This is a genomic window from Bradyrhizobium sp. 191 (assembly GCF_023100985.1).
Taxonomy (GTDB): Bacteria; Pseudomonadota; Alphaproteobacteria; order Rhizobiales; family Xanthobacteraceae; genus Bradyrhizobium; species Bradyrhizobium diversitatis.
Map to the genome: position 1 here is coordinate 355,618 of NZ_CP064692.1, position 25,011 is coordinate 380,628.

The following is a 25,011-nucleotide window of genomic DNA, read 5'->3' on the forward strand; positions in this document are numbered from 1 at the left end:
AGTCAGCGCGGGGCGAGATGTGCGGTGATGGCGCGGAAGGCAGCGAGCCAGCGATGGTCGAGCGGAACGTCCATCGCCTTCGGCTGCGTTGCGAGCTTGACGATGACAGTGTCGGAAGCCGCGTCGATGTAGAGCCACTGGCCGTGGATGCCGATCGCGGCGAGATCGTACCGCGAAGGATCGATTGTGTACCATTTGCTGCGGTAGCGCGCGCCCGGGAAGATATCGGCGAGGTCGCCGTCGGCCCAGGCCTTGGGATCGCCGTTCTCGTGGATGTCGTCGATCCACCAGCCCGGCACCACCTGCCGTCCCTCGACCACGCCGCGGCAGCGGATCATCTCGCCGAAGCGGATGAGATCGCGGGCAGTGACGGACAGGCCGCCGGCGATGCGGCCCATGCCGTGGCTGTCGAGCGTCAGGGAGCCGTCCTCCTCCGCGCCCATCGGCTGCCAGAGATATTCGGAGAGGATGCGAGGGTAAGGCATGCCACAGGCGCGCTCATACACCCAGCCGAGAACCTCGGTGTTGGTTGAGACATAGTGGAACACCTTGCCGTGCGGCTTGCCGGTGCCGCGCAGGGTCATGAGATAGGCGCGCTGGTGGCTGGGCTCGACACCCGGTGGCGGCACATCCCAGCCCGAGGAGAAGCGGTAACGCGCGACGTCGCCGGCAGGGTCCTCGTAATCTTCATCGAACTCGATGGCGACGGCCATGTCGAGCACGTTGCGGACCGTGCAGCTGCCGTAGACGGAATTCTCCAACTCCGGCACGTAACGCACCACCCTCGCCTCGGGATCGAGCAGGCCGCGCGCGGCCAGCACGCCGCAGAGCGTGCCGGCAACCGACTTGCTGATCGAGCAGATCAGATGCGGCGTTGTCGCGCTCATGCCGTCGCCATACCATTCATGGATCAGCGTGCCCCGATGCATGACCAGCAGTGCATCGCCAAATGTCTCACGCAGCGTGGCCGAGATCGTCGTCGGCTGGCCGTCCGGCGCTTTGAAGCCGAGCTTTGACAATTCGCGCGGCGCCGTTTGAATCGGCGTCGGATGCGTCGAGCGGCGGACTTCTGCGGTCGGCAGCACTTCCCGGGTGTGGGTAAAGCCCCAGCGTATCGCGGGATAGCTGCGCCAATTGGCACGCGTCACCTGGGTCTCGGGCGCGGCTGGGCTGCCGCGCATGACGTCGGTCGGTCGCATCTCGATCCTCCGCAAGGCCATCCCGACTGCGCTGTTGGAACGGCTGGAAGGAAAATCTGCACCGCGGCGCTATCGGGCGTTATCGAAATCCGGCAATATTTTGCTGGACTCGGCCGTCCGCCGTGTCAGTCTTGGCACGTTTATTGCTGATTTTGGCTTGCAAATTTCGACGCATTATCATGGCCTTGAGCGTAATTCCTCCGATTCAGGACTCGGCTGCCGGCCTGCTTGAGGCGAGCAGTACGGATGTTGACGAGCACTGCGCCGCGCTCGGCCGCTGGCGGCTGCGTTACGACCAGATCAGCGCCGGGGCGTTTCGAGGCAGCTTCACCCAGCTTTCTCTGCCCCGGGTCGAGGTGTTCCGCGAAATCACCAGCCAGCAGGTCCGCCAATACGGTCAGCTTGGCGCCGACAGCTTTGGCATCGGTCTACCCTGGCGCGGTGACAGCGAGGTCAATTGCAACGGCGCCAGCGTTGCAGGCGCCCAGGTCATCGCCTGCGTCGACGCCGAGGTCGATATATGCACGCCGAAGTCATTCGAGCTGCGCGGTGTCGTCGCCAGTGCGGCGCTGATCCGGGATCTCGCCGCCCGGCTCGATATCGATCTGCCGCGCGCAGTCTGGCACCAATTGCGGGTGATCGAGGTGGCGCGGGCGCCCGTCGCACGATTGCGAGCCCATCTTGAGGCCATTCACGAGACCATCGCGACCGCGCCCGAACAGTTTGAAGATCCGGCCGTCCGGCAGGCGCTCGAAGACGCCCTCCTCGTCGAGATCATGGACATGCTGCCGACCGCACGCCCCACCGATCCCGGCCGCAGCGCAAACGCACGCAAGCGTACCGTCGATCGCGCGCGCGAGCTGATGCACGGCAACGGCAACCATTCGCTGTCGCTGCTGGAGGTCTGCAAGGCGGTCGGCGCCAGTCCGCGCAAGCTCGGCTATTGCTTCCAGGCGGTTTTGGGCACGAGCCCGATGCACTATTGGCGTGCGATGCGGCTGAACCGCGTACGGCGCGATCTGAAACGCGCCGGCGGCGCTGGGACATCCATCTACGACGTCGCCGTGCAGCACGGCTTCTGGCACTTCAGCCAGTTCTCGCTCGACTACAAGCGCCACTTCGCCGAGCTGCCCTCGGAGACGCTGCGGCGCGCGAGGCGTGCCGCGTGATCCGGTTCAGCGATGCCGCAGCCGGCGATTGACCCGGCGCGCCAGATAGTCGCCGGCGCTCTGGACGAGCTGGACCAGTGCGATCAGCACGACGACGACGGCCAGCATCATCTCCGGCATGAAGCGCTGGTAGCCGTAGCGGATGCCGAGATCGCCAAGCCCTCCGCCGCCGACCGCGCCCACCATCGCGGAATAGCCGAGCAGGCTGACCACGGCGAGCGTCAGCGCCAGCAACAGGCCGGGCAGCGCCTCGGGGATCAGCACCTTGAACACGATCTGGAGCGGCGAGGCCCCGAACGAGGACGCAGTCTCGATCAGGCCACCGTCGACCTCGCGGATCGCGGCTTCGACCAGGCGCGCGATGAACGGCGTTGATGCAATGGTCAGCGGCACGATCGCGGCGCTCGATCCGATCGAGGTGCCGGCAATGAGGCGTGTGAACGGGATGATGGCGACGACGAGAATGATGAACGGTGTGGAACGCGTCGCGTTGACGACGATGCCGAGCACGCGATTGACGATGGGTGCCGCGAACAACTCGCCTTTGCGGCTGGTCGCGAGGAAGACGCCGAGCGGCAGACCGAAGGCGGTGCCGAGCATCGCGGCGATGCCGACCATGTACAGGCTCTCGAAGGTCGCCTGGATGATCAGGTTGATGAGTTCAGGCGACATAGCCGAGATGCTCCGCCGGGAATTGATGTCGAGACAGAAAGGCCAGCGTCCGCGTCACCGCGTCCGCGCCACCGGAAACACCGAGAGGAATGCCGAGAACGAGCGAGCCGACATGCTGGCCGCCGATCTCGTCGATGCGCGCCGACAGCAGCGACACGTCGCGGCCGAGTTCGCGCGCGAGCCGCGCCACCAGCGTGTCGCCGGCCCCTGCCCCACGCACCTCGATGCGGATCACGGCGTGGCCGCCGGCCGATGGCCCCGGCAAGATCCGGCTCGCCAGCGACACTGGCAGGCTGTCGCCGATCACCTCGGCCAGGAAGGACTGTGTGATGGGATGCTTGGGATGGGTGAAGATGTCGGCGACATGGCCGCTCTCGACGACATGTCCAGCGTCGAGCACGACGACCTCCTTGGCGAGCTGGCGTACCACGGACATTTCGTGGGTGATCAGCACGATCGTCACGCCGAGCTCGCGGTTGATGTTCGCGAGCAGATCGAGGATCGCGCGCGTGGTCTGGGGATCGAGCGCCGAGGTCGCCTCGTCCGACAAAAGCACGCTCGGCCGCGTCGCCAGCGCGCGGGCAATGCCGACCCGCTGCTTCTGTCCGCCGGAGAGTTCCGACGGATAGCGGTCGTGCTTGTCGGCGATGCCGACGAGCGCGAGCAGCTCCGTCACGCGGGCCTTGATGTCGGCCTTGGCCCAGCCGGCGATCTCGAGCGGCAGCGCGATGTTGTCGGCCGCGGTGCGCGACGACAGCAGGTTGAAGTGCTGGAAGATCATGCCGATCGAGCGCTGGGCCAACCGCAGCGCGCGGCCGGTCAGCGCCGAGATGTCACTGCCGTCGACGATCACGCGGCCCGTGGACGGCTTCTCCAGGCCGTTGATCAGCCGAACCAGGCTGGACTTGCCCGCGCCGGAGCGGCCGATCACGCCGGTAATGGAACCGCGCGGAATTGCAAAGTCGATATTCTGCAGCGCGTTGACGCCGGGCTTGCCGCGATAGGCCGGATAGGTTTTTGAGATGTCCTCGAAACGGACCATCACGTCCACGGCAGGAGGAATCGCTTCAAGCCTTTCGATCGGCTGTCCGATTGCGAGCGATTGGTAGGCGTTCATGGAGACGGCCTTCATGCACAATAGTTCGCTTGCCCGCGCCGCTCATGGACGTACGGGAATCAGGTCGCAGGGAGCGACGGGGATGGAATTGCGATGCCGGCCGGGTGAAGCGCGCTGCACCGCAGCACGCACCATCGCCGTTTCCAGTCTTCGTTGCAATGTCAGATATTTGCGAGGAGTTGGACGAAGTTTTCCCAATCCGTCACGTGCGAAGAAAATTCATCTTCGGACGGGATCATCGGCCCGTCGCGCCCGATCTACAGGCCCCTGAAGCGTGGCTTTCGGCGGGCCAGGAATGCTTCGACGCCCTCCTTGTGATCCTCGCTCAGGCTGGCGAGCGCGAACTGATCGACATCCATGTGGCTGGCGAGATCGTCAAGCGCGTGCGCGAGCCGGTTGACGGTCAGCTTGGTCATAGCGACCGAGAGCGGTGGCTGCGCGGCGACCTTGCGGGCAAGCTCCATGGCCGCATCGAAGGCATGGCCGGGGTCGGTCACCTGTTCCACCAGGCCCCATTCATAGGCCTCGTCCGCGCTGATGCGCTGGTCGGCCAATATGACCGCCTGCTTGGTGCGGGCCGGCCCGATCAGATGCAGCATGCGCGGGATGCTCTGCCAGCTCATGTTCATGCCGAGCCCGATCTCGGGCACGCGCAAATGCGCGTTGCGGCCCATGATGCGAAAGTCGAGCGCGACGGCGAGGGCCACCCCGCCGCCGACGCAAAAGCCCTCGATCGCCCCGATCGTGATTTGCTCCATCTCCTGCCAGGCGTGCGTCAGGCGCGGCCCGAGCTTGAGATGCCGCCGCAGCGTGCCGAGATCCATCTCCTTGCGCGAACGTCCCTCCGCATCCTTGAGGTCGAAGCCGGCGCTGAACGCGCCCGAGCTGCCGGTCAAGACGACGACCGACGTCGCGGCGTCATCCTCGAAACTGCGCGCCGCCGCAGTCAGCTGCCGCAATGCCTCCGGCGAGAGTGCGTTGATGCCGTCGCTGCGGTCGAAACGGACCACCGCAATCCGGCCCTCGGGCCCAAGGCCCTTCTCGATCTTCACGTAGTCCGTCACCATCATCTCCACGCTGCTTTCAACGATGTTAGCGCACAATTGTCGTCACGAATATGGGACCCGATCACGATGCAAGGAACACTCGACAGGCCTGGGCCATTGCGCATATCTTTGCCGCCATGAGCCACGATCACGACCATCACCACGATCATTCCGAGCTGTCGGAGACCGAGCTGCGCGTGCGCGCGCTCGAGACGATCCTGACCGAAAAAGGCTATGTCGAGCCGGCCGCGCTCGATGCCATCATCCAGGCCTATGAGACCAGGATCGGCCCTCATAATGGCGCGCGCGTCGTCGCCAAGGCCTGGACCGATCCGGCGTTCAAGACGGCGCTGCTTGAGGACGGCAGCAAGGCGATCGGCACGCTCGGCTATGTGAGCCGCGTCGGCGACCATCTCGTCGTGGTCGAGAATACGCCTGAGCGGCACAACATGGTCGTGTGCACGCTGTGCTCCTGCTACCCCTGGGAAATGCTGGGACTGCCGCCGGTCTGGTACAAGGCCGCGCCCTACCGCTCCCGCGCCGTGAAGGATCCGCGCGGCGTGCTCGCCGATTTCGATGTCACCCTGCCCAAGGACATGGAGATTCGGGTGTGGGATTCGACCGCCGAGACGCGCTTCCTCGTGCTGCCGATGCGCCCTGCAGGCACGGAGGGCTGGAGCGAGGAGCAGCTCGCCGAACTCGTCACCCGCGACTCCATGATCGGCACCGGCTTTCCGCGGAAGCCTGGAGCCCCGTCATGAACGGCGTGCACGACATGGGCGGCATGGACGGGTTCGGCAAGGTCGAGCCCGAGCCCAACGAGCCGATGTTCCACGCGGATTGGGAAGCGCGTGTGCTTGCCATGGTGCGCGCGATGGGCGCTGCCGGCGCCTTCAACATCGATACCTCGCGCTTCTACCGCGAGACGCTGCCGCCGGACGTCTATCTCGCGAGCTCCTACTACAAGAAATGGTTCCTCGGTCTCGAGGAGATGCTGATCGACAAGGGCTACCTCACCAGGGAGGAAGTCGCCGCCGGCCATGCGATGCAGCCCGCAAGGGCACTCAAGCACGGTAAGTTCGATCTCGCGAACGTCGAACGCATCATGGTGCGCGGCAAGTTCGACCGCCCTGCCCCGGCGCCGGCGAAATTCAACATCGGCGACCGCGTGAGGGCGAAGAATATTCATCCGGCGACGCACACGCGGCTGCCGCGCTACGTGCGCGGCCATGTCGGCGTGGTCGAGCTGAACCATGGCTGTCACGTGTTTCCGGACACGGCGGCGATGGAGCGCGGCGAGAATCCGCAATGGCTCTACACCGTGGTGTTCGAGGGCCGCGAACTCTGGGGCCCCGACGCTGACCCGACCACAAAGGTTTCGATCGACGCATTCGAGCCCTATCTGGACCCGGCGTGATGAGCACGACGCTTGCTGCGGCCGCGACGGCGGCCATACCGAGCATTCCCCGCGATGACGACGGCCCTGTCTTCCACGCCCCTTGGGAGGCGCATGCCTTTGCCATGGCGCTGACCTTGCACGAGCGCGGCGTGTTCACCTGGCCCGAATGGGCCGCCGCACTCGCCGACGAGATCAAGCGCGCGCAAGCGGCGGGCGATCCTGATACGGGCGAGACTTACTATCTGCACTGGCTCGCCACACTGGAAGGCCTCGTCGCGCGCAAGGGCGTCGCCTCCGCGGAAACGCTGCACCGCTATCGCGACGCCTGGGACCACGCCGCCGATCGCACACCGCACGGCAAGCCAATCGAGCTCAGGCCGGAGGATTTTGGCTAGCTCGGCCACACCCGTCATTGCCAAGAAGCAAGGTGAGGCCTCGCAGCTCACTCTCGTGTCCCGGACAAGCTGCAACATGCAAACGTTGCAGCGCCGAGCCGGGATCCAGATCGACACGAGGCGGTGCGGAAACATGGGCCTCGGCTCTGCAGCGCACCGCTGAAGAAGCGCTGCGCTGCGTCCGGGGCACGAGAGCCGTGCGGCGGAGCTACTTCCCCGCCACGAACTGCCGCCACCCCTTCGCGCGCAAACTGCAGGCGGGGCACTCGCCGCAGCCGTAGCCCCAATCGTGCTGCGCGCCGCGTTCGCCGAGATAGCACGTGTGCGACTGCTCGCGGATGAGGTCGACCAGCCCCTCGCCGCCGAGATCGTGCGCGAGCTTCCAGGTCGCGGCCTTGTCGATCCACATCAAGGGCGTATGCAGCTCGAACTTTCTGGCCATGCCGAGTGAGAGCGCGGCCTGCATGGCGCGGATGGTCTCGTCGCGGCAATCGGGATAGCCGGAATAGTCGGTCTCGCACATGCCCCCGACGATGTGGCTGATCCCGCGTCGATAGGCCAGCGCCGCGGCGAAGGTCAGGAAGACGAGGTTACGGCCGGGCACGAACGTATTGGGCAGGCCGTCGGCCCCCATCGCGATCGCGACGTCGCGTGTCAGCGCGGTCTCGGACACGGCCGCCAGCGTCGGGATCGACAGCGTATGGCTCTCGCCGAGCTTTGCGGCCCATTCCGCCCGCAGCGCCTTGATACCCTCGAACAGGCGGTCGCGGCAGGCGAGCTCGATGGCATGGCGCTGGCCGTAATCGAACCCCAGTGTCTCCACGCGCGCAAAGCGGCTGAGCGCCCAGGCCAGGCAGGTGGTGGAATCCTGGCCGCCGGAGAACAGCACCAGTGCGGTCTCGGATGAAAATGCGTCACTCATGCCCGCGCTTTAGCATTGCGTGAGGTGCCCGCCAATCGGTGGAAATCGGCCTGTTCCGCCTGCTTGCACTGGGATCGGCGGCCCGCCTTTGGCATAAGGCTCTGGACCCAGGAGACTGCCCCGCAATGACCCCTTCCCGCGAGATTTCCCGTCTGATCGAGATCATGGCGGCGCTGCGCACGCCGGTCACCGGCTGCCCCTGGGACCTCGAGCAGGATTTTGCGACGATCGCGCCCTACACGATCGAGGAAGCCTACGAGGTGGTCGACGCCATCGCCCGCGGTGATCTCGACGATCTGCGCGAGGAGCTCGGCGACCTCCTGCTCCAGGTCGTGTACCACGCCCAGATGGCTTCCGAGCAGAACGCGTTCGATTTTGGTGACGTCGTCGAAGCCATCACCCGCAAGATGATCCGCCGCCACCCCCATGTCTTTGCCGACAAGGACGGCAATCTCGCCTCCTCGCACGTCAAGGAGGTCTGGGATCGCATCAAGGCCGAGGAGAAAGCCGAGCGCGCCGCGCGCCGGCCGCCGGAGGACGCGCCGGCACATAGATCGCTGCTGTCAGGTGTGAAGGCCGGCCAGCCCGCGCTCACCCGGGCCATGGAGCTGCAGCGCAAGGCCTCCACCGTCGGCTTCGACTGGAACGACCCGCGCGCGGTCTTGCAAAAGATCCGCGAGGAAGCCGACGAGATCGAGGCCGCGCTCGACCGCAACGACAAGCAGGAGCTGGCGGAGGAAACCGGCGACCTGATGTTCGCGCTCGTCAACCTCGCCCGCCATGTCGATGCCGATCCCGAGGCCGCGCTCCGCGTGACCAATGCGAAATTCGAGCGGCGCTTCGCCTATATCGAGCGGACGCTGGAGGCGCAGGGTCGGACCCTTGAGCTGGCGTCGCTGGCGGAGATGGACGCGCTGTGGAATGCGGCGAAGGGTGAGGAGACAGCACCAGAGAAGCGGAATCAAGCTCGCGGCTAACTAACTTCACTGTCGTCCCGGACAAGCGCGCCTCAAGCGCGCGCAGATCCGGGACCCATAACCCCAGGGAGCGGTTGTAGCGGCAATCTGATAACCACGAGCCTTCCGCCAAACGGCGTCCTGTGGCTATGGGTCCCGGATCTGCGCTTACGCTTGTCCGGGACGACATCGCTGTTGAGGACGCAATTGGTGCAACTCACGAGGCGGGACCTACGTCGCGTGATGCGGCACGGCGTCGAACCTGTTCACCACGATATCCCGCTTGGTCTCGTCCACCCGCACGGTCATGTCGAAGCGGCCGTCGTGCAGCTCCTTCGACAGGACCTCGGCGTTACGATGCAGCCAGCTGATGCCGGCACCGTCCGAGGCGTCGACGGAGAGATCGAGCGTGGTGCGCTTGGCGGCAAGGCGTTCCTCGATCGCGGCGAGCAGTGCATCGATGCCCTCGCCTGACACAGCGGAGACCAGCATCGCCGGATGATCCTCCGGCCTGCGCGCGGCGATGTTCAGCAGCTCTTCGCGTTGCTCGGCATCGTACCGATCGATCTTGTTCCAGACTTCGATAATGCGGCCACTATCATCGGGGTTGATGCCGAGCTGACGCAGAACGGCATCGACGTCGCTCTGCTGCGCCTCGGCGTCTTCATGCGAGATGTCGCGGACATGCAGGATGACGTCGGCCTCCAGCACCTCCTCCAGCGTGGCACGGAAGGCGGCGACGAGCTGGGTCGGCAGATTGGAGATGAAGCCGACGGTGTCCGACAGCATCGCCTTGCCGCCATGCGGCAAAGTGAGTGCGCGCAAGGTGGGGTCGAGCGTCGCAAACAGCATGTCGGCCGCCTGCACGTCGGCGCGGGTCAGGCGGTTGAACAGCGTCGATTTGCCGGCATTGGTGTAGCCAACCAGCGCGACGACGCGATACGGTACGCGCTGGCGGCCGGCGCGATGCAGACGCCGCGTCGCCTGTACCTTTTTCAGCTCGCTCTCGAGCTTGGAAATGCGCTCCTGAATCAGGCGGCGATCCGCCTCGATCTGCGTCTCGCCAGGACCGCCCATGAAGCCGAAACCGCCGCGCTGGCGTTCGAGATGGGTCCATGAGCGCACCAGGCGCGAGCGCTGGTAGTTGAGATGCGCAAGCTCGACCTGGAGCGAGCCCTCCCTGGTCTTGGCGCGGCGGCCGAAGATCTCCAGAATGAGTCCGGTGCGGTCGAGCACCTTGGCCTGCCATTCCTTCTCGAGATTGCGCTGCTGGATCGGCGCCAGCGCGCAATCCATCACCACGAGCTCGACCTCCAGACTCTTGATCAGCCCTGCGATCTCTTCGACCTTGCCCTTGCCGATATAGGTCGCGGGCCGAATCTGATTGACCGGAGCGATGATGGCATCGGCAATGACGAGATCGATCGCGCGCGCGAGGCCCGCGGCCTCGTCGAGCCGGGCCTCGGTGTTGCGCAGGACATGGCCTTCCGATTGCGCGTCAGCATTCCCTGCACGCACCCGCAAATAGGGGCCGATGACCAGCACCCGCCCCGTATTGGCCCCTGCCGACCGCGGACGGTCGGCATCCCCGTCGAAATTCCGGGGTTCCAATCAGATCACTCTCAAGTCGGCTGATCCTCGCCGCCTTCGAACAACTGGATGGGTGCGCCCGGCATGATGGTCGAGATCGCATGCTTGTAGACCAGCTGCGAGTGACCGTCGCGCCGCAGCAGCAAACAGAAATTGTCGAACCAGGTCACGATGCCCTGGAGCTTCACTCCGTTGACCAGAAAGATCGTCAGTGGCGTCTTGGTTTTGCGAACGTGATTAAGGAATGTGTCCTGTAGGTTTTGTGCGCGGTCTGCCGCCATTGTTTTTTTCTCGCTTTGAGTTTCTTTTTATTGCGCCGGTTGCGGCCCTCTTGTGACGTTCGGGGCCTCTCCCGGTTGCTGTCCCTCATGAGATCCCCCTCGGAAGGAACAGCGGTTCGATTAGAGGACAGGTCGGGATATTAGGCAAGCCGCTTCACGCGGCAGGCCACGCCCTATTGTCCCGGAAAACTACGGAAATCGATGATCTTCCTCGCTTATTCCTGACGCCTGGCCGCAAGGTCGCGCGCTGGCCTATTGTTTTGACGCGTCTTCTTGACGCGAACCGGTCTCCACCCCGCTCGAAAACGCATTAGCCGACGCCGAGCGCTTTCAATTTGCGGTGCAACGCCGAACGTTCCATGCCAACGAACTCGGCCGTACGAGAAATATTTCCTGAAAAACGGCTTATCTGCGCAATTAAATAGTCGCGCTCGAACACTTCGCGCGCCTCACGCAGCGGCAAGCCCATGATGTGCTCGCCATTGTTGCTGGTCGGCATCGCCGGCACCATCGAGCCGACGTCCTGCGGCAACATGTCGGCCGTGATGATGACCTCCGGCCCGCCTGCCGCGAGAATCATCACCCTCTCGACGTTGTTGCGGAGCTGACGCACATTGCCGGGCCAAACATGGGATTGCAGCACCGCCATCGCGTCCTGCCCGATCTGGCGCTTGGGAAGGCCGCTACCGGCGGAAATCTGCTCCATGAAATAGTCGATCAATTCCGGAATGTCCTCGCGCCGCTCCGACAGCGCGGGCACGCGGATCGGCACCACCGAGAGCCGGTGATAGAGGTCCTCGCGGAAACGGCCGGCCGCGATCTCCTCCTCCAGGTTGCGCGCGGTCGAGGAGATGATGCGCACGTCGACCTGCACCTTGGCGGTACCGCCGACGCGCTGGAACGACTGCTCCACCAGCACGCGCAGGATCTTGTTCTGGGTCTCGCGCGGCATGTCGGCGATTTCGTCGATGAACAGCGTGCCGCCATGGGCTTCCTCGAGCGCACCGGGCTTGCGCGGCTGCTCGCCATTGGACTGCTCGATGCCGAACAGCTCGTGCTCCATGCGCTCGGGCGTGATCGCCGCAGCGTTGATCACCACGAAGGGACCGTCGGCGCGGCCCGAGGCCGTATGCAGCGTGCGAGCGGTCAATTCCTTGCCGGCGCCGGCGGGGCCGACGATCAGGATGCGGCTGTTGGCCTTCGCCGCGCGCTCGATGGTCTGGCGCAGCTGGTTCATGCTGGGCGAGCGGCCGACGAGCTGGCTCGCGCTCGGCGCGAGCTGCTTCAGCTCCTTGACCTCGCGCTTGAGTCGCGAGTTCTCCAGCGCTCGGGTCGCGACCAGGATCAGCCGGTCAGCCTTGAACGGCTTCTCGATGAAATCGTAAGCGCCGCGCTTGATTGCGGCGACCGCGGTCTCGATGTTGCCGTGGCCGGAGATCATCACGACCGGCAGATCGGCATTGTCCTTCTTGACCTGCTCCAGCAGCTGCAAGCCGTCGAGCTTGGAGCCTTGCAGCCATATGTCGAGAAACACCAGATGCGGCCGCCGATTGGCAATCTCGGCGAGCGCCGTATCGCTGTCGCGTGCGGTCCGGGTCACGAACCCCTCGTCTTCGAGAATGCCCGCAACGAGATCCCGAATATCGGCCTCATCATCGACAATCAGAATTTCACTTGCCATGGATCGCGCCTGTGTTGTCAGCTGCCCGTTGAGGCTTCGATTTTCGTTGATTCATTGGTCTTTTCAGCCGGCTCTTTGGTTCCGGCAGGCGGCTCTTTTGTTTCCAGCTCGCTGCTGGATTTGTTCACGGATTCCGTGACCGCTGCCTTGTTTTCCGGCTTGGTTGTTTCGCTGGGCGCTGGCTCGGCGCCCCCAGATTTCGCGGGTTGCCCCGAGATCGCAAAGCGCATCCGCATCCAGGCGCCGCGCTGGCCTTCGCGGAAGTCGGAGGCGTCCTTCAGCTCGATCCGCCCGCCATGGTCTTCCAGCACGCGGCCGACGATGGCCAGCCCCAGGCCCGTGCCCTTGGCACGCGTGGTGACGTACGGCTCGAGCAGGCGCGAGCGCGCGACCTTGGGCAGGCCGATACCGTTGTCGATGACGTCGATCAGCACGTCGTCGCCCTCGCGCGACACCACGACGTCGATTCGGCCTTTGCCGAGCTCCTCGGGGGGGACCTGCTCGATTGCCTCGGTGGCGTTCTTGACGATGTTGGTGACCGCCTGGGAGATCAGCCGCCGGTCGAACTGGGCGCGGAGCGGATCGTCCTTGAACTCGGCCTCGATATCGATTTCGGGATGGGCGACCTTCATCAGGAACACCGCCTGACGCACGGTGTCGGCGACGTCCTCGCCTTCCATCACTGGTTTGGGCATCCGCGCAAAACGCGAGAACTCGTCGACCATGCGCCTGATGTCGTCGACCTGGCGCACGATGGTGTCGGTGCACTGGTCGAAGATCTGCTTGTCCTTGACCTCGGTGATGGACTTGCCGAACTTGCGGCGGATGCGCTCGGCGGAGAGCTGGATCGGCGTCAGCGGGTTCTTGATCTCGTGAGCGATGCGGCGCGCCACGTCGCCCCAGGCCGAGGTGCGCTGGGCCGAGACCAGCTCGGTGATGTCGTCGAGCGTGATGATGTAGCTGTCGTGCGGCTGGTTCTTCTCGGCGCTGACGCGGACCGACAGATTGCGCTCGGCACCGTCGCGGGTGATGGTGATCTGCCCCTGCACCAGGCGCTGGGTCCCTTCCCGCGCCGTCTTCATCATCTCGTCGAGCTCGGGCAGCACGTCCGAGAGCGGATGGCCCAGCGTCTCCGCTTCGGAGTGGCCGATCAGCTTCTCAGCCGAGCGATTGAGGATGCCGACGCTGCCGGACGCATCGACGCCGATGATGCCGGCGCTCGCCGAGGACAGCACGGCCTCGATGAAACGGCGGCGGCTGTCGATGAGGTCGCTGGCATTGACCAGTTCGTCGCGCTGGCTGCGCAATTCCTGCGTCATCTTGTTGAAAGTCTCGCCCAGCTGGGCGAGATCGCCTTCCGACTGATGCACCGGCACCTTCACATGGAGGTCGCCGGTCGAAACCGTATGGGCCGCGTTCATCAGCCGCCGGATCGGCGAGACCAGCGAGTTGGCGAAGTTGAGGCCGATCAGCACCGAGGCCATCAGGATGGTCAGCGCGATCACCGCGAACATCAGCGCGAAGGCGACCTGGATGCCGAGGCGGCGTGACTCGATCTGGGCGTATTCGGCGACGCTGACTTCGGTCTGCTTGAGCTGATTGACGACGTTCGGATCGAGCGGACGGGCGACATAGAGGAAGGTGTCGTTGAAGGCGCGCAGGCGGATCACCGCGGCGACGAAGCTCGCGTCCGGGAGGACCGCGATCTCGGGTTCGTTCTCGTTGACGTTGCTGAGGAAGTCCGGCGCGGGCGGCGAATAAGCCAGCCGCATGCCGGTGTCGGCGGATTCCAGGATATTGGTGTTCTTGTCGATGATCATCGCGCCCGGCAAATTGCGCGAGGCGGCACTCGCCGTCAGCATCTCCCGGAACGAGCGGCGATCCTGGTCGTAGAGCGGCCTTGCGTGCGCGATATCGTTGGCCATGCCGAGAATGTCGCCGCGGATCAGCTGCGCGTGGTCCTGCATATAGGCCCGCGCGATCGTCAATGAGTTCTGGATCACCTCCTTGGTCGGGCCGGAGAACAACCGGTCGAGGCCGCGCTCGATGGTGACGTTGGCAACGACGGAGACCAGCACCGCCGGCAGCACCGCCACGATCGAGAACAGGCTGACGATCTGGACGTGAAGACGCGCCGCCGCCCTGCCCCGCCGCCGCGCCAGGATCAGCTGCCAGAGTTCCCGGATGATGATCCCGACCAGCAGCAGGATCGTGGCGGCATTGATCAGATAGAATGTGCGGACCACCCCGGGCGTCGGCTCGATCGTGCTCAGACCCGTCAGGACCAGGAAGGTCAGGAGGGCCGACAGCAGCGCCAGCGCCACGGCAAAGGGTGCCAGCCAGCGGCGCACCGACCAACGCCGGGGCTCTTCCGCTGGGGCCGTGTCAAAGTGTGCGGCCGAGGTATCTGCGCTGGTCATTCCGGCAATGGCGGTGCTGAAAACGGGTCCGCGGACGCGCGGATACTGATGTATTCGTACCACATTGTTGCCGAATTGCGACAATTCCGCGGCGCGTCCGCCATGGCGGACCCGCGCAATCCACAGGCACATGCCGTTTGGGCGGAACGGATTCCCACCATCCCGGCTTGATCCGCATGGATAGGATCTTTCTCGCGACGATGGTTTCGGCCGTTCTGCTGCTGATCGTGGCCGCCGACCTCTTGGTCAACGGCCTCGGTCTTCAGCAGCCGCTCCTGAATCTCGCGAGCGTGGTGCCAGCACCCGGCGGACTGGTCAGATAGATGTGATGGCCGCGTTGCGGCTGGAATGATCAATTTGAATGTGCGGGCGGAACATTACAGTCCCGTCGGGACTTCTGCTCACCGCGTCAGCCACAACGGCCAGCGCGATTCGGACAGGCTCAGCTCCACCATGGTAGGGGGAGCTGAGCTACCGTCCGCTTCGAGGGACTAGCCCCCGCTCCGATAGACCTGGATGTCGAGATCCCGGATTTTCTTCCGCAGCGTGTTGCGGTTGAGGCCGAGCAGGTCGGCGGCACGGATCTGGTTGCCGCGGGTGGCGGCCAGCGCGGCCGTGAGCAGCGGCACCTCGATCTCCTTGAGGATGCGGTGATAGAGGCCGGGCGGCGGCACGCCGTTCGGGAAGCCCTGGAAGTGCGAGGACAGATACGCCTCAACCGCGCCGCCGAGATTGTCGACACCCTGCTGGACCGCGGCGCCCGGACTGACCGAGGGCGGCGCAAGCTCGCCATCGATGACGGAGGCCGTGATCACGTCCTGCGGATAGAGCGCGGCAAGGCGCCGGGCGAGATTTTCCAGCTCGCGCACGTTGCCGGGCCAGCGGTGCTGCTTCAGCCGCTCCAGCGCCAGCGTGTCGAGCTTCTTCGGCGGCAGGCCATCCTTCTCGGCCAGCGTGAAGAAGTGCCGCACGAGATCCGGCAGATCCTCGATGCGCTCGCGCAAGGGCGGCAGCCGCAACGGTACGACGTTGAGGCGGAAGAACAGGTCTTCGCGAAACAGGCCCTGCTGGATCAGGACACGCAGATCCTTGTTGGAGGCCGCGACGATGCGCACGTCCGTCTTGATGGGCGTGCGGCCGCCGACCGTCGTGTATTCGCCCTGCTGCAACACGCGCAGCAGGCGGGTCTGCGCCTCCATCGGCATGTCGCCGATCTCATCCAGGAACAGCGTGCCGCCCTCGGCCTGCTCGAACCGGCCGGAGGCGCGGGTGTTCGCGCCGGTGAAGGCCCCGCGCTCGTGCCCGAACAATTCGGACTCGATGAGATCGCGCGGAATCGCCGCCATATTGACCGCGACGAACGGGCCGTTGCGGCGCTTGCCGTAATCGTGCAGCGCCCGCGCCACCAGTTCCTTGCCGGTGCCGGACTCGCCCGTGATCATCACGGTGAGGTCGGTCTGCATCAGGCGCGCCAGCACGCGGTAGATTTCCTGCATCGCCGGCGAGCGGCCGACCAGCGGGATCGCCTCCATCTCGGCATCTTCGTCCGGCGTCGACGTCCGCTCCTTCGGCTCGGCGAGCGCGCGACCGACGATGGCGATCAGCTCCTTGAGGTCGAAGGGCTTGGGCAGATATTCGTAGGCCCCGCGCTCGGAAGCGCGGATCGCCGTCATGAACGTGTTCTGCGCGCTCATGACGATGACGGGCAGATTCGGCCGCATCTTCTTGATCCGCGGCAACAGGTCGAAGGCGTTTTCGTCCGGCATCACCACGTCGGTGATGACGAGGTCGCCCTCGCCCTGGCTGACCCAGCGCCACAGCGTTGCGGCATTGCCGGTCAGCCGCACCTCGTAACCGGCGCGGGACAGAGCCTGATTGAGTACGGTGCGGATGGCGGTATCGTCATCGGCTACGAGAATGCTACCTGCGGGCATCGTTGATCCTCATTTTGCCCCCTGTGACGCAGGCGACGACTTACCGGCAGAGTCGGCGCGACTGCTTTGATCGGCATGTTTCACCGATGTGGAATACATCGGCATCAGCACGCGGAAGGTGGTCTTGCGCGGCTGAGATTCGCATTCGATGATGCCCCCGTGATCGCCGACGATCTTGGCGACCAGCGCCAGGCCGAGACCCGAGCCGGTCTGCTTGGTGGTCACGAAGGGATCGAACAGATTGGGCAGAAGATCGTCCGGCACGCCTGGTCCGTTGTCCTTCACGCAGAATTCCAGCGGCAGGGATACCCTGGATTTTTGACCGGGAACTGACAGGCGCACGCCGGGGCGGAACGCGGTGGTGAGCTGGATCTCGGCGTCCGGCACGTCGATCAGGGCTTCGGCGGCGTTCTTCACGAGGTTGAGGAACACCTGAATCAGCTGATCCTGGTTCGCCAGCACCGGCGGCAGCGAGGGATCGTAGTCCTCGACGAAGCGGATGTTGCGGGCAAAGCCCGACTGCGCCAGCCGCTTCACATGGTCGAGCACCGAATGGATGTTGACGGGGCCGCGCACCACGGGGCGCTCGTCGCCGAACACCTCCATGCGGTCGACCAGCGTCACGATGCGGTCGGCCTCGTCGCAGATCAGCCGCGTCAGCATGCGGTCCTCGGACGAGGCCTGCTGCTCCAGAAGCTGCGCCGCGCCGCGGATGCCGGACAGCGGATTCTTGATCTCGTGCGCCAGCATCGCGGCGAGCGCGATCACCGAACGCGCGGCGCTGCGATGGGTGAGCTGGCGGTCCATCTTGTCGGCAATGCTGCGCTCCTGGAGCATCACCACGATGTGGCCGGGCCGCTCCGTGAGAGGAGCCACGTGCAGATCGACCTGGCGGTCGCCGCCCATGCGCGGCGTGCCGAGATCGACCTTGTATTCGTTGACCGGCGAATTCGACGAGCGCACCTGGTCGATCAGCGCCAGCAACGGGCTGCCGAACGGCACCAGCTCCTTCAGCGACTGCCGCTTCAGGAACTGCGTCGAGATCTCGAAGAAGGCTTCGGTCGCGATATTGGCGGCGACGATCTTGCCGTCCGGCCCGATCATGAGCACGGGATTGGGCAAGGCGTCCAGGATCGCGTCGCTGTCGGACTGAAGGGGCCGACGATGTTCAGCGGCTGAGCTCATGCAGCAGCGCTCCATGCGAAGTCGTCGAAGGCATCTTGCAGTGACTTGTGAACGAGACGCGGATCCTCAGAGACCAGGATCTTCTGGCGCCAGGATTTCAGCTTCTCCGCCGGCGCACGGCTCACCTGCGCCGCGACGTCGAGTGCCCAGCTCAGATGCTTGCGGGCATGCCTCAGTCCGATGCGCAGGCCATAGAGCGCGCAGACGCCATCATAGAGCGTGCGGACATAATGCAGCTGCGTTTCGAGCGAAGGCGTCGCCTCCTCGGCCCCGCCCTGCAGGCGGCGGCCGATCTGACCGGGCAGCCAGGGCTGGCCCTGAGCACCACGGCCGATCATCACGGCGTCGGCGCCTGAGGCCTCCAATGCTGCGAGCGCCTTCTCGTAAGACGTAATGTCGCCATTGACGACGAGCGGGATCGAGATGGCCTCGCGTACGGCGCGGATCGCATCCCAGTCGGCATCGCCCTTGTAGAACTGGCAGCGGGTGCGGCCATGGACGGTGACGAGCTCGACGCCTGCTGCTTCCGCGCGCCGCGCCAGCTCCGGCGCGTTGCGCGTCTGGTCGTCCCAGCCGAGCCGCATCTTCAGCGTCACCGGCACCTTCACCGCAGCGATCGTCGCATCGATCAGGCTGACGGCATGGTCAAGGTCGCGCATCAAGGCTGAACCGGACTGGCCGCCGGTGACGTGGCGGGCCGGACAGCCCATGTTGACGTCGATGATATCGGCGCCTTCGGCTTCGGCGATCCGGGCGCCTTCGGCCATCCAGTGCGTCTCGCAGCCGGCGAGCTGGACTACATGCGGGCCGATGCCGGTGGCTTCGCAGCGCAACCGGGACATCCGGTGGCCATTGGCGAGCTCATCGCTCGCGGTCATTTCGGACACCACGAGACCCGCCCCAAGCTCGGCGGCCAGCCGGCGGACGGGCGAGTCAGTCACACCCGACATCGGTGCCAGGAAGACCGGGGTGGCGATATCAATATCGCCTATTTTCAACGGCTTAGAGCCGGATACTGCCGAGCCGGTCACAGGGGTCTCGTTGACTGTGCAGCGCTTCATCGCGCCTGCCATGATCTATCTTGCGCACAATTCTTGTGCAGTCAAGCGTCATGCCTACAGTTTAGACAGTTCTGCAGATCTTTCAAGTGCAGTGCAGCAAAATGCTGTTTCCCACAATCCGGGGAAACCCCCTTTTTTTGCGGGCCTGCCGTGCTAGAGGCATGCCGGCAATCCCCTCCCCGACTCCTTGATGAGCAACTGAGTAATTGAGTCCTATGGCGAAATCACAGCGCACCGCAGTCGTTCTCGTCGCAGCCGGGCGTGGACTGCGTGCGGGCGCCGGCGGGCCCAAGCAATATCGCGAGATTGGCGGTGTGCCGGTGATCTACCGCGCCATGGAGGCGTTCAGCCGCCACCCGGAGGTATCTGCGGTGCAGCCGGTGGTGAACCCCGACGACAGCGCTATGTTCACCGCAGCGGTCACAGGGCTGAGGCACGAGCCGCCGACCAATGGCGGCGCCACCCGTCAGGCCTCAGTGCTCGCCGGCCTCGAAGCGCTGGCGAAGCACAAGCCGGACATCGTGCTGATCCACGATGCCGCCCGCCCCTTCGTCTCGGCAGGCGTGATCTCGCGCGCGATCGAAGCGGCGGGCCGCGCCGGCGCTGCGATCCCGGTCGTGCCCGTCACCGATACCATCAAGCTCACCGGCGAGGGCGGCAATGTCGAGGACACGCCGGACCGGGCGCGCCTCAGAATCGCGCAGACGCCGCAATCCTTTCGTTTCGACGTCATCCTCGAGGCGCATCGTCGCGCGGCGAAGGACGGGCGCTCTGATTTCACCGACGATGCCGCGATTGCCGAATGGGCGGGATTGACGGTCGCAACCTTTGAGGGCGATGTTGCCAATATGAAGCTCACCACTCCCGAGGATTTCGTGCGCGAGGAAGCGCGCCTAGCTGCCCTGCTCGGCGACATCAGGACCGGCACCGGCTACGACGTGCACGCTTTCGGTGAAGGCGACCATGTCATGATCTGCGGCGTGCGCGTGCCGCACACCAAGGGGTTCCTGGCCCATTCCGACGGCGATGTCGGCCTGCATGCCCTAGTGGATGCCATCCTCGGGGCATTGGCCGACGGCGACATCGGCTCGCACTTCCCGCCGAGCGATGCGAAATGGAAGGGCGCCTCCTCCGACCAGTTCCTGAAATACGCCATCGAGCGCGTCGCCCAGCGCGGCGGCCGCGTCGCCAATCTCGAGGTGACGCTGATCTGCGAGCGGCCGAAGATCGGTCCCTTGCGCGACACCATGCGCGCGCGCATCGCCGAGATCTCCGGCGTCGATATCTCCCGCGTCGCGGTGAAGGCAACGACCAGCGAACGCCTTGGCTTCACCGGCCGTGAGGAGGGCATCGCGGCCACCGCGAGCGCCACCATCCGCCTGCCGTTCAACGAAAAGACATGGAGCGCGTAAGCCATGGGCGGCAGCGACGCACGCGCCCTCTCCCGCTCGCTGCTCGATCTGTGCCGGATGCGCAAGCTGACGATCGCGACTGCGGAATCCTGCACCGGCGGCCTCGTCGCCGGCGCGCTGACTGACATCCCCGGTTCCTCCGACGTGATCGACCGCGGCTTCGTCACCTATTCCAATGACGCCAAGCGCGCGATGTTGGGGGTCGAAGCGAGCACGCTGACGAATTTCGGCGCCGTCAGCAAGGAGACCGCGACTGCGATGGCAATCGGCGCGCTGGAGCGTGCCGATGTCGATCTCGCCGTCGCCATCACCGGCATCGCCGGCCCTGGCGGCGCCACGCCCGGCAAGCCGGTCGGTCTCGTGCACTTCGCGGCCGCCGCGCGCGACGGCCGCATCATCCATCGCGAGCACCGTTTTGGCGCGATCGGCCGCAGCGCCGTGCGCGCCCGCTCGGTGGTCGAGGCGCTGCGGATGCTGATGGAGCTCGCCCGCGGCCCGCAAGTCGCGGCCAAGCCGCAGCGCACCGCCGCCAGCCGCCTGCGCCCGCGCGTGACCCGCTCGCCGCGCCGGCATGCGGTGAAGCGCAGGCCGCCGCGTTCGCCGCGAGGCTGAAAGATCTGCGCCGCCGAAACGCCTACGCCGCGAGCAGCGCGCTGGCGTGATCCAGCACGCACTGCCTGACCGCGTCCACCTGTGACGGCTTGGCCTTCGCGCTGACCGTCAACTCCACGATCGGCGACGCCGGATTGGCGACATCGACCACTCTGGAAATGTTGACGGCAGGCGCAGCCTGATCGTCCATGCGGGAGTCATTGCGCAGCTCCGTCAGGATCCGATCGGCCAGCGCCGAAGCGGCGCCGGCCGGAACCGGAAACGCCACCTTGACCTCGCCGGTGCCGGGATAGGCGCTGTGGTTGACGATCGCGGCACCCCACACCTGTCCGTTCGGCAGCAGGATCTGCGTGTTGTCGGCCGCGACGAGTTCGGTCATGAACAGAGACAGCGACCTCACCTTCCCCGCCTTGCCGGTGACCTCGACGTCGTCGCCGATGCGAAAGGGCCGGAACAACAGCAGCATCACGCCGGCAGCGAGATTGGAGAGCGTACCCTGCAACGCCAGACCAATGGCGAGAGATGTGGCGCCCAGCACGGCGACGAGGCTCGCGGTCTGGATGCCGAAGAGCTGCAGCACGGCGATGCCGACCACCGCGAGCACGCCATAGCGCGCGAGGCTGCCCACGAACAACGTCACCAGCGGATCGACGCGATGCGTGACGCTCAGGACGCGCGCGACGAAACGCTGCATCGCGCTGGACAGGTACCAGCCGATGGCGAGCAGCAGGATCGCGTAGATCGCGTTCAGCCCATAGAGAACGAGCGAGGCTTTCACCGTGTCGAAATTGACGGTCATGGCGGCTCCAACCAAGGCAATCGGTTAGAACTCGCTGTCGTGGAAAATGATCCCCTTCGGGGCTAGCCAATCGTCAAGCGCCCGACGCGGCATCGCATGGGTGGGAGCGACGTGAAACTCGGGTACTGACCGGCCGGAATTCCAGGTTCATCGCGAATCTCGTTATTGCGCCGCTCGCTCGACACGACACATGACGGGGAGCTTTTGCTCGATCGCCTTCGCAAGCACCGTCCCCGTGGTCCGTCCGAGCTCTCTCGCGATGGTCGTAATCGGCTTGGTGCCTGCAAGCTCCCTGAGTCGGTTGAGGTCTTCCTCGCTCCACGATTGCTTCCAGCGCGCCATCTGTCCCGTCCAGCTCCGCAAGCCCCCGCGCCCGACTCATATTCTAGTTGAATTCCTTAGTAAATACACCCCTTACAGGTGTACCGCTCGCGGGCAAGGGGTGTTCCGCCGCTGCTCTACGTTTTGGCCCGGACCGCACGGGTCACCTTGGCCCGCACGAAGTCTGACTGCTCGATCGTGCGCCAGAGGCTTGCGCGTGACAGCCCATCCCTACCAGCCCTTGTGCTGCCTGTCGGGCAAGACACCCAGCCGGCAGGTCAATCCGCGCCGGCGAAAATATTCCGCTTTACCGAAGTTCGGATTTGGCGTACCCGTCCGTCACCTCATCCCGGTCAGAGGGCGTATCGCGATCGTCACGACACGCGGGGTGAGCTGCGGTGGACGCAGGCAGCAATGCCGCCTGACGTCGTGAAGGCGGTGGATTGAGGGGGACGCCCGTGCCCCCGGACGCGGCGCAGTGCTCTTTTAGCGGTGCGCTGCGGAGCGGAACCCATGCTTTGCTTGCAAGACCTGCGTCCCCGCTCTGCGCAGCAATGCTCGGCATTGCAGCGCGTCGGGACACGAGCGCTACCAACCTACGTCGATGCCAGCTTCGGCCGGCCGTAGATCGCGTCGGCGCGCTTTTCAAACGCGGTCGAGAAGCGCGCGAACGCGGCGTCGAACATCGAGCCCATCAGCATCGCCAGCATGCGGCTCCTGAACTCGTAGGCGAGAAAGAATCCGACATCGCAAACGCCCTCACCCCCCTCTTGGCCCTTGGGCTCGAACGTCCAGCGGTTTTCGAGGTTGCTGAAAGGACCCTGCAGATACTCGACCAGGATCTTCAGATTGGCGCGGTCGAGCGTCACCCGGCTGGTGAAGGATTCCTTGACCAGCTTGAACGATACCGTCATGTCGGCAACCAGCACCTCGGTGCCGTCGGGCTTTGCCATGCGCTGACGAACCTTCAGGGCGCTGCACAGCGGCACGAATTCCGGATAACGCTCGACGTCGGCGACCAGATCGAACATCTCGGATGCGCTGTGATTGACACGGCGCTTGCTGGAAAAACGGGGCATATCGGTTCAGTGGGCGTTAGCTGCCCGCGCGGCCTTCAGTCTCGCAAAGTCCTCGCCGGCATGATGCGACGAGCGGGTCAGCGGGCTCGCCGACACCATCAGGAAGCCCTTGGTGTAGGCGATCTTCTCGTAAGACGAAAACTCGTCCGGCGGCACGTACCGCATCACGGCATGGTGCTTGCGGGTCGGCTGGAGATATTGCCCGATGGTCAGGAAGTCGACCTCGGCCGAACGCAGATCGTCCATCACCTGCTGCACCTCGTGGCGCTCCTCGCCGAGACCGACCATGATCCCGGACTTGGTGAAGATGGTGGGATCGAGCTCCTTGACCCGCTGCAACAGCCGGATCGAGTGGAAATAGCGCGCGCCGGGCCGCACCGTGAGATAGCGCGACGGCACGGTCTCGAGATTGTGGTTGAACACGTCGGGCTTCGCCGCAACGACGACCTCGAGTGCCCCCTCCTTGCGCAGGAAGTCCGGCGTCAGGATCTCGATCGTGGTCGAGGGGCACGCGGCCCGGATCGCGCGGATGGTCTGGGCGAAGTGCTCGGCGCCGCCGTCGGCGAGGTCGTCGCGGTCGACGGAGGTGATGACGACATGAGCGAGGCCGAGCTTGGCGACCGCCTCGGCGACGTTCTGCGGCTCGGCCGCATCCAGTGCATTGGGCAGGCCGGTCTTAACGTTGCAGAAGGCGCAGGCGCGGGTGCAGGTGTCACCCATGATCATGAAGGTCGCGTGCTTCTTGTCCCAGCACTCGCCGATGTTCGGGCAGCCGGCCTCCTCGCACACCGTGTGCAGGCCGTTGGACCGTACGATGTTGCGGGTGTCGGCATAGCCGCGGGTATTCGGCGCGCGCACGCGGATCCAGTCCGGCTTGGGCGGCGAAGCGGAATCAGGCCGGTTCACCTTTTCGGGGTGGCGCGGGCGCAGCGGGTTCGAGATGGTATCGACAATAACGACCATGGGGTGTCCGGTCTGTTCAGGTCCTACCTAATCGGTCTGGCTGCCTGCCGCAACCCGGCTCGCGCCGCTTCAGGGAACATGGCAGATATGGGCAATATCCTGCTCTGTTCTCAGGCGATTCTCACCTCGAATGGCTCCAATCTCGAACGCATCCACACCGCGGCTCGGCAAGCAGCTGAAGCGGACCTTTTTCGGCCGCAGCGTGCATGAGGTCGCACCCGACCTGATCGGCGCGACCATGCTGGTCAACGGTGTCGGCGGGATCATCGTCGAAGTCGAGGCCTATCATCATACCGACCCAGCCGCACACTCCTATCGCGGACCGACGCCGCGGAACAAGGTCATGTTTGGCCCGCCCGGCTTTGCCTATGTCTATCGCTCCTACGGCATCCACTGGTGCGTGAACTTCGTCTGCGAGGAGGAAGGCTCGGCCAGCGCCGTGCTGATCCGCGCGCTGGAGCCGACGCACGGCCTGGCTGCGATGCGCCGGCGCCGGCATCTCCAGGATGCGCATGCGCTGTGCTCGGGCCCGGGCAAGCTGACCGAGGCGCTCGGCATCACCATCGCGCACAACGCCCTGCCGCTGGACCGTCCGCCAATCGCGCTGCATGCGCGAACCGAGGAGGTCGAGGTCGCAACCGGCATCCGCATCGGCATCACCAAGGCGGTCGAGCTGCCATGGCGCTATGGCCTCAAAGGCTCGAAGTTCTTGAGCAAGCCGTTTCCGAAGTAGTCGTCATTCCGGGGCGCGTCGAAGACGCGAACCCGGAACCTCGAGATTCTCAGGTGCGCAATTGC

General features: G+C 65.1%; 25 protein-coding genes. 10 read left to right on the forward strand and 15 right to left on the reverse strand.

Annotated elements, in window-relative coordinates; translation table 11 throughout:
* Positions 1-2: 2 nt before the first annotated feature.
* Positions 3-1,199: a serine hydrolase gene (locus IVB23_RS01605; RefSeq protein ID WP_247802304.1), complete on the reverse strand. Its 1,197-nt coding sequence runs from the start codon at positions 1,197-1,199 to the stop codon at positions 3-5.
* On the opposite strand from IVB23_RS01605, the gene IVB23_RS01610 reads away from it, so the two are divergent.
* Both IVB23_RS01610 and IVB23_RS01615 read left to right on the forward strand, forming a co-directional pair.
* On the forward strand, positions 1,180-1,431 hold the full coding sequence (locus IVB23_RS01610) for a hypothetical protein (RefSeq protein ID WP_197488761.1): 252 nt from the start codon (positions 1,180-1,182) through the stop codon (positions 1,429-1,431). The two genes, IVB23_RS01605 and IVB23_RS01610, sit on opposite strands and share 20 nt — an antisense overlap.
* Complete coding sequence (locus tag IVB23_RS01615; protein ID WP_247802305.1) at positions 1,379-2,368, forward strand: helix-turn-helix domain-containing protein; 990 nt, start codon at positions 1,379-1,381, stop codon at positions 2,366-2,368. The genes IVB23_RS01610 and IVB23_RS01615 overlap by 53 nt, the downstream gene beginning before the upstream one ends.
* 6 nt (positions 2,369-2,374) lie before the next feature.
* Here the strand turns inward: IVB23_RS01615 and IVB23_RS01620 are convergent, their stop codons facing one another.
* The 3 genes from IVB23_RS01620 to IVB23_RS01630 form a co-directional block, all read right to left on the reverse strand.
* Complete coding sequence (locus tag IVB23_RS01620) at positions 2,375-3,040, reverse strand: methionine ABC transporter permease (RefSeq protein WP_061881587.1); 666 nt, start codon at positions 3,038-3,040, stop codon at positions 2,375-2,377.
* Positions 3,030-4,172 carry a methionine ABC transporter ATP-binding protein gene (locus IVB23_RS01625; RefSeq protein WP_247802306.1) on the reverse strand — a complete coding sequence of 381 codons (1,143 nt, stop codon included), beginning with the start codon at positions 4,170-4,172 and terminating at the stop codon, positions 3,030-3,032. Before IVB23_RS01625 ends, IVB23_RS01620 begins: the two co-directional genes overlap by 11 nt.
* A gap of 242 nt (positions 4,173-4,414) precedes the next feature.
* Positions 4,415-5,221, reverse strand: a complete 807-nt coding sequence (locus tag IVB23_RS01630) for an enoyl-CoA hydratase/isomerase family protein (protein WP_061881841.1) — start codon at positions 5,219-5,221, stop codon at positions 4,415-4,417.
* Between the two features lie 119 nt (positions 5,222-5,340).
* Between IVB23_RS01630 and nthA the strand changes: the two genes are divergently transcribed.
* Genes nthA through IVB23_RS01645 form a run of 3 tightly spaced genes read left to right on the forward strand, consistent with a single transcriptional unit; the run spans position 5,341 to position 6,997 of the window.
* Positions 5,341-5,964 carry a nitrile hydratase subunit alpha gene (gene nthA, locus IVB23_RS01635; RefSeq protein ID WP_197966244.1) on the forward strand — a complete coding sequence of 208 codons (624 nt, stop codon included), beginning with the start codon at positions 5,341-5,343 and terminating at the stop codon, positions 5,962-5,964.
* A complete protein-coding gene (gene nthB, locus IVB23_RS01640; RefSeq protein ID WP_061881586.1) occupies positions 5,961-6,620 on the forward strand; it encodes a nitrile hydratase subunit beta in 660 nt (219 codons plus the stop codon). The genes nthA and nthB overlap by 4 nt, the downstream gene beginning before the upstream one ends.
* Positions 6,620-6,997, forward strand: coding sequence for a nitrile hydratase accessory protein (locus IVB23_RS01645; RefSeq protein WP_247802307.1), 378 nt, complete (start codon positions 6,620-6,622; stop codon positions 6,995-6,997). Before nthB ends, IVB23_RS01645 begins: the two co-directional genes overlap by 1 nt.
* 208 nt (positions 6,998-7,205) lie before the next feature.
* Here the strand turns inward: IVB23_RS01645 and queC are convergent, their stop codons facing one another.
* Positions 7,206-7,919 carry a 7-cyano-7-deazaguanine synthase QueC gene (queC, locus tag IVB23_RS01650; RefSeq protein ID WP_061881584.1) on the reverse strand — a complete coding sequence of 238 codons (714 nt, stop codon included), beginning with the start codon at positions 7,917-7,919 and terminating at the stop codon, positions 7,206-7,208.
* A 125-nt stretch (positions 7,920-8,044) separates the two neighbouring features.
* Between queC and mazG the strand changes: the two genes are divergently transcribed.
* Positions 8,045-8,896, forward strand: coding sequence for a nucleoside triphosphate pyrophosphohydrolase (gene mazG / locus IVB23_RS01655; protein ID WP_247802308.1), 852 nt, complete (start codon positions 8,045-8,047; stop codon positions 8,894-8,896).
* A gap of 210 nt (positions 8,897-9,106) precedes the next feature.
* Here the strand turns inward: mazG and hflX are convergent, their stop codons facing one another.
* The 4 genes from hflX to IVB23_RS01675 form a co-directional block, all read right to left on the reverse strand.
* A complete protein-coding gene (hflX, locus tag IVB23_RS01660; RefSeq protein ID WP_061881582.1) occupies positions 9,107-10,486 on the reverse strand; it encodes a GTPase HflX in 1,380 nt (459 codons plus the stop codon).
* Positions 10,487-10,497: 11 nt separating this feature from the next.
* A complete protein-coding gene (gene hfq / locus IVB23_RS01665) occupies positions 10,498-10,746 on the reverse strand; it encodes an RNA chaperone Hfq (protein ID WP_028179548.1) in 249 nt (82 codons plus the stop codon).
* A 310-nt stretch (positions 10,747-11,056) separates the two neighbouring features.
* The gene (locus IVB23_RS01670) at positions 11,057-12,427 is read right to left on the reverse strand and encodes a sigma-54 dependent transcriptional regulator (RefSeq protein WP_028136496.1); all 1,371 of its coding nucleotides are present in this window, start codon (positions 12,425-12,427) and stop codon (positions 11,057-11,059) included.
* A gap of 17 nt (positions 12,428-12,444) precedes the next feature.
* The gene (locus IVB23_RS01675) at positions 12,445-14,847 is read right to left on the reverse strand and encodes a PAS domain-containing sensor histidine kinase (RefSeq protein WP_247802309.1); all 2,403 of its coding nucleotides are present in this window, start codon (positions 14,845-14,847) and stop codon (positions 12,445-12,447) included.
* A gap of 176 nt (positions 14,848-15,023) precedes the next feature.
* Here IVB23_RS01675 and IVB23_RS01680 point away from each other — a divergent pair, with 176 nt between their 5' ends.
* Entirely contained in the window at positions 15,024-15,170 is a 147-nt protein-coding gene (locus IVB23_RS01680) for a hypothetical protein (RefSeq protein WP_197488759.1), read from the forward strand.
* Positions 15,171-15,338: 168 nt separating this feature from the next.
* Here IVB23_RS01680 and ntrC read toward each other — a convergent pair whose 3' ends face one another.
* Genes ntrC through dusB form a run of 3 tightly spaced genes read right to left on the reverse strand, consistent with a single transcriptional unit; the run spans position 15,339 to position 18,964 of the window.
* Complete coding sequence (ntrC, locus tag IVB23_RS01685) at positions 15,339-16,781, reverse strand: nitrogen regulation protein NR(I) (RefSeq protein ID WP_025036261.1); 1,443 nt, start codon at positions 16,779-16,781, stop codon at positions 15,339-15,341.
* A 9-nt stretch (positions 16,782-16,790) separates the two neighbouring features.
* Entirely contained in the window at positions 16,791-17,966 is a 1,176-nt protein-coding gene (locus tag IVB23_RS01690) for a nitrogen regulation protein NR(II) (protein WP_028179545.1), read from the reverse strand.
* Positions 17,963-18,964: a tRNA dihydrouridine synthase DusB gene (gene dusB, locus IVB23_RS01695; protein ID WP_247804729.1), complete on the reverse strand. Its 1,002-nt coding sequence runs from the start codon at positions 18,962-18,964 to the stop codon at positions 17,963-17,965. The genes IVB23_RS01690 and dusB overlap by 4 nt, the downstream gene beginning before the upstream one ends.
* A gap of 278 nt (positions 18,965-19,242) precedes the next feature.
* On the opposite strand from dusB, the gene IVB23_RS01700 reads away from it, so the two are divergent.
* Together IVB23_RS01700 and IVB23_RS01705 are read left to right on the forward strand one after the other, a co-directional pair.
* Positions 19,243-20,439 carry a bifunctional 2-C-methyl-D-erythritol 4-phosphate cytidylyltransferase/2-C-methyl-D-erythritol 2,4-cyclodiphosphate synthase gene (locus IVB23_RS01700; protein WP_197966239.1) on the forward strand — a complete coding sequence of 399 codons (1,197 nt, stop codon included), beginning with the start codon at positions 19,243-19,245 and terminating at the stop codon, positions 20,437-20,439.
* 3 nt (positions 20,440-20,442) lie between these two features.
* Positions 20,443-21,051, forward strand: a complete 609-nt coding sequence (locus IVB23_RS01705) for a CinA family protein (RefSeq protein WP_061881577.1) — start codon at positions 20,443-20,445, stop codon at positions 21,049-21,051.
* 22 nt (positions 21,052-21,073) lie between these two features.
* On the opposite strand, the gene IVB23_RS01710 is transcribed toward IVB23_RS01705, so the two are convergent.
* The 3 genes from IVB23_RS01710 to lipA all read right to left on the reverse strand — a co-directional run bounded on the left by IVB23_RS01710 (position 21,074) and on the right by lipA (position 24,213).
* Positions 21,074-21,850, reverse strand: coding sequence for a mechanosensitive ion channel domain-containing protein (locus IVB23_RS01710; protein WP_247802310.1), 777 nt, complete (start codon positions 21,848-21,850; stop codon positions 21,074-21,076).
* Between the two features lie 917 nt (positions 21,851-22,767).
* Positions 22,768-23,250 carry a type II toxin-antitoxin system RatA family toxin gene (locus IVB23_RS01715; protein ID WP_197966238.1) on the reverse strand — a complete coding sequence of 161 codons (483 nt, stop codon included), beginning with the start codon at positions 23,248-23,250 and terminating at the stop codon, positions 22,768-22,770.
* 6 nt (positions 23,251-23,256) lie between these two features.
* Positions 23,257-24,213: a lipoyl synthase gene (gene lipA, locus IVB23_RS01720; RefSeq protein ID WP_247802311.1), complete on the reverse strand. Its 957-nt coding sequence runs from the start codon at positions 24,211-24,213 to the stop codon at positions 23,257-23,259.
* Between the two features lie 130 nt (positions 24,214-24,343).
* On the opposite strand from lipA, the gene IVB23_RS01725 reads away from it, so the two are divergent.
* On the forward strand, positions 24,344-24,946 hold the full coding sequence (locus IVB23_RS01725) for a DNA-3-methyladenine glycosylase (RefSeq protein WP_247802312.1): 603 nt from the start codon (positions 24,344-24,346) through the stop codon (positions 24,944-24,946).
* The last annotated feature ends 65 nt before the right edge of the window (positions 24,947-25,011 follow it).

Bases quoted from the DNA above. Each gene is read 5' to 3' on its own strand.
- IVB23_RS01610 (WP_197488761.1), top strand. From the start codon at position 1,180: ATGACGTCGGTCGGTCGCATCTCGATCCTCCGCAAGGCCATCCCGACT.
- IVB23_RS01605 (WP_247802304.1), bottom strand. From the start codon at position 1,199: ATGCGACCGACCGACGTCATGCGCGGCAGCCCAGCCGCGCCCGAGACC.
- IVB23_RS01615 (WP_247802305.1), top strand. From the start codon at position 1,379: ATGGCCTTGAGCGTAATTCCTCCGATTCAGGACTCGGCTGCCGGCCTG.
- IVB23_RS01620 (WP_061881587.1), bottom strand. From the start codon at position 3,040: ATGTCGCCTGAACTCATCAACCTGATCATCCAGGCGACCTTCGAGAGC.
- IVB23_RS01625 (WP_247802306.1), bottom strand. From the start codon at position 4,172: ATGAAGGCCGTCTCCATGAACGCCTACCAATCGCTCGCAATCGGACAG.
- nthA (WP_197966244.1), top strand. From the start codon at position 5,341: ATGAGCCACGATCACGACCATCACCACGATCATTCCGAGCTGTCGGAG.
- nthB (WP_061881586.1), top strand. From the start codon at position 5,961: ATGAACGGCGTGCACGACATGGGCGGCATGGACGGGTTCGGCAAGGTC.
- IVB23_RS01645 (WP_247802307.1), top strand. From the start codon at position 6,620: ATGAGCACGACGCTTGCTGCGGCCGCGACGGCGGCCATACCGAGCATT.
- queC (WP_061881584.1), bottom strand. From the start codon at position 7,919: ATGAGTGACGCATTTTCATCCGAGACCGCACTGGTGCTGTTCTCCGGC.
- mazG (WP_247802308.1), top strand. From the start codon at position 8,045: ATGACCCCTTCCCGCGAGATTTCCCGTCTGATCGAGATCATGGCGGCG.
- hfq (WP_028179548.1), bottom strand. From the start codon at position 10,746: ATGGCGGCAGACCGCGCACAAAACCTACAGGACACATTCCTTAATCAC.
- IVB23_RS01670 (WP_028136496.1), bottom strand. From the start codon at position 12,427: ATGGCAAGTGAAATTCTGATTGTCGATGATGAGGCCGATATTCGGGAT.
- IVB23_RS01675 (WP_247802309.1), bottom strand. From the start codon at position 14,847: ATGACCAGCGCAGATACCTCGGCCGCACACTTTGACACGGCCCCAGCG.
- IVB23_RS01680 (WP_197488759.1), top strand. From the start codon at position 15,024: ATGGATAGGATCTTTCTCGCGACGATGGTTTCGGCCGTTCTGCTGCTG.
- ntrC (WP_025036261.1), bottom strand. From the start codon at position 16,781: ATGCCCGCAGGTAGCATTCTCGTAGCCGATGACGATACCGCCATCCGC.
- IVB23_RS01690 (WP_028179545.1), bottom strand. From the start codon at position 17,966: ATGAGCTCAGCCGCTGAACATCGTCGGCCCCTTCAGTCCGACAGCGAC.
- IVB23_RS01700 (WP_197966239.1), top strand. From the start codon at position 19,243: ATGGCGAAATCACAGCGCACCGCAGTCGTTCTCGTCGCAGCCGGGCGT.
- IVB23_RS01705 (WP_061881577.1), top strand. From the start codon at position 20,443: ATGGGCGGCAGCGACGCACGCGCCCTCTCCCGCTCGCTGCTCGATCTG.
- IVB23_RS01710 (WP_247802310.1), bottom strand. From the start codon at position 21,850: ATGACCGTCAATTTCGACACGGTGAAAGCCTCGCTCGTTCTCTATGGG.
- IVB23_RS01715 (WP_197966238.1), bottom strand. From the start codon at position 23,250: ATGCCCCGTTTTTCCAGCAAGCGCCGTGTCAATCACAGCGCATCCGAG.
- lipA (WP_247802311.1), bottom strand. From the start codon at position 24,213: ATGGTCGTTATTGTCGATACCATCTCGAACCCGCTGCGCCCGCGCCAC.
- IVB23_RS01725 (WP_247802312.1), top strand. From the start codon at position 24,344: ATGGCTCCAATCTCGAACGCATCCACACCGCGGCTCGGCAAGCAGCTG.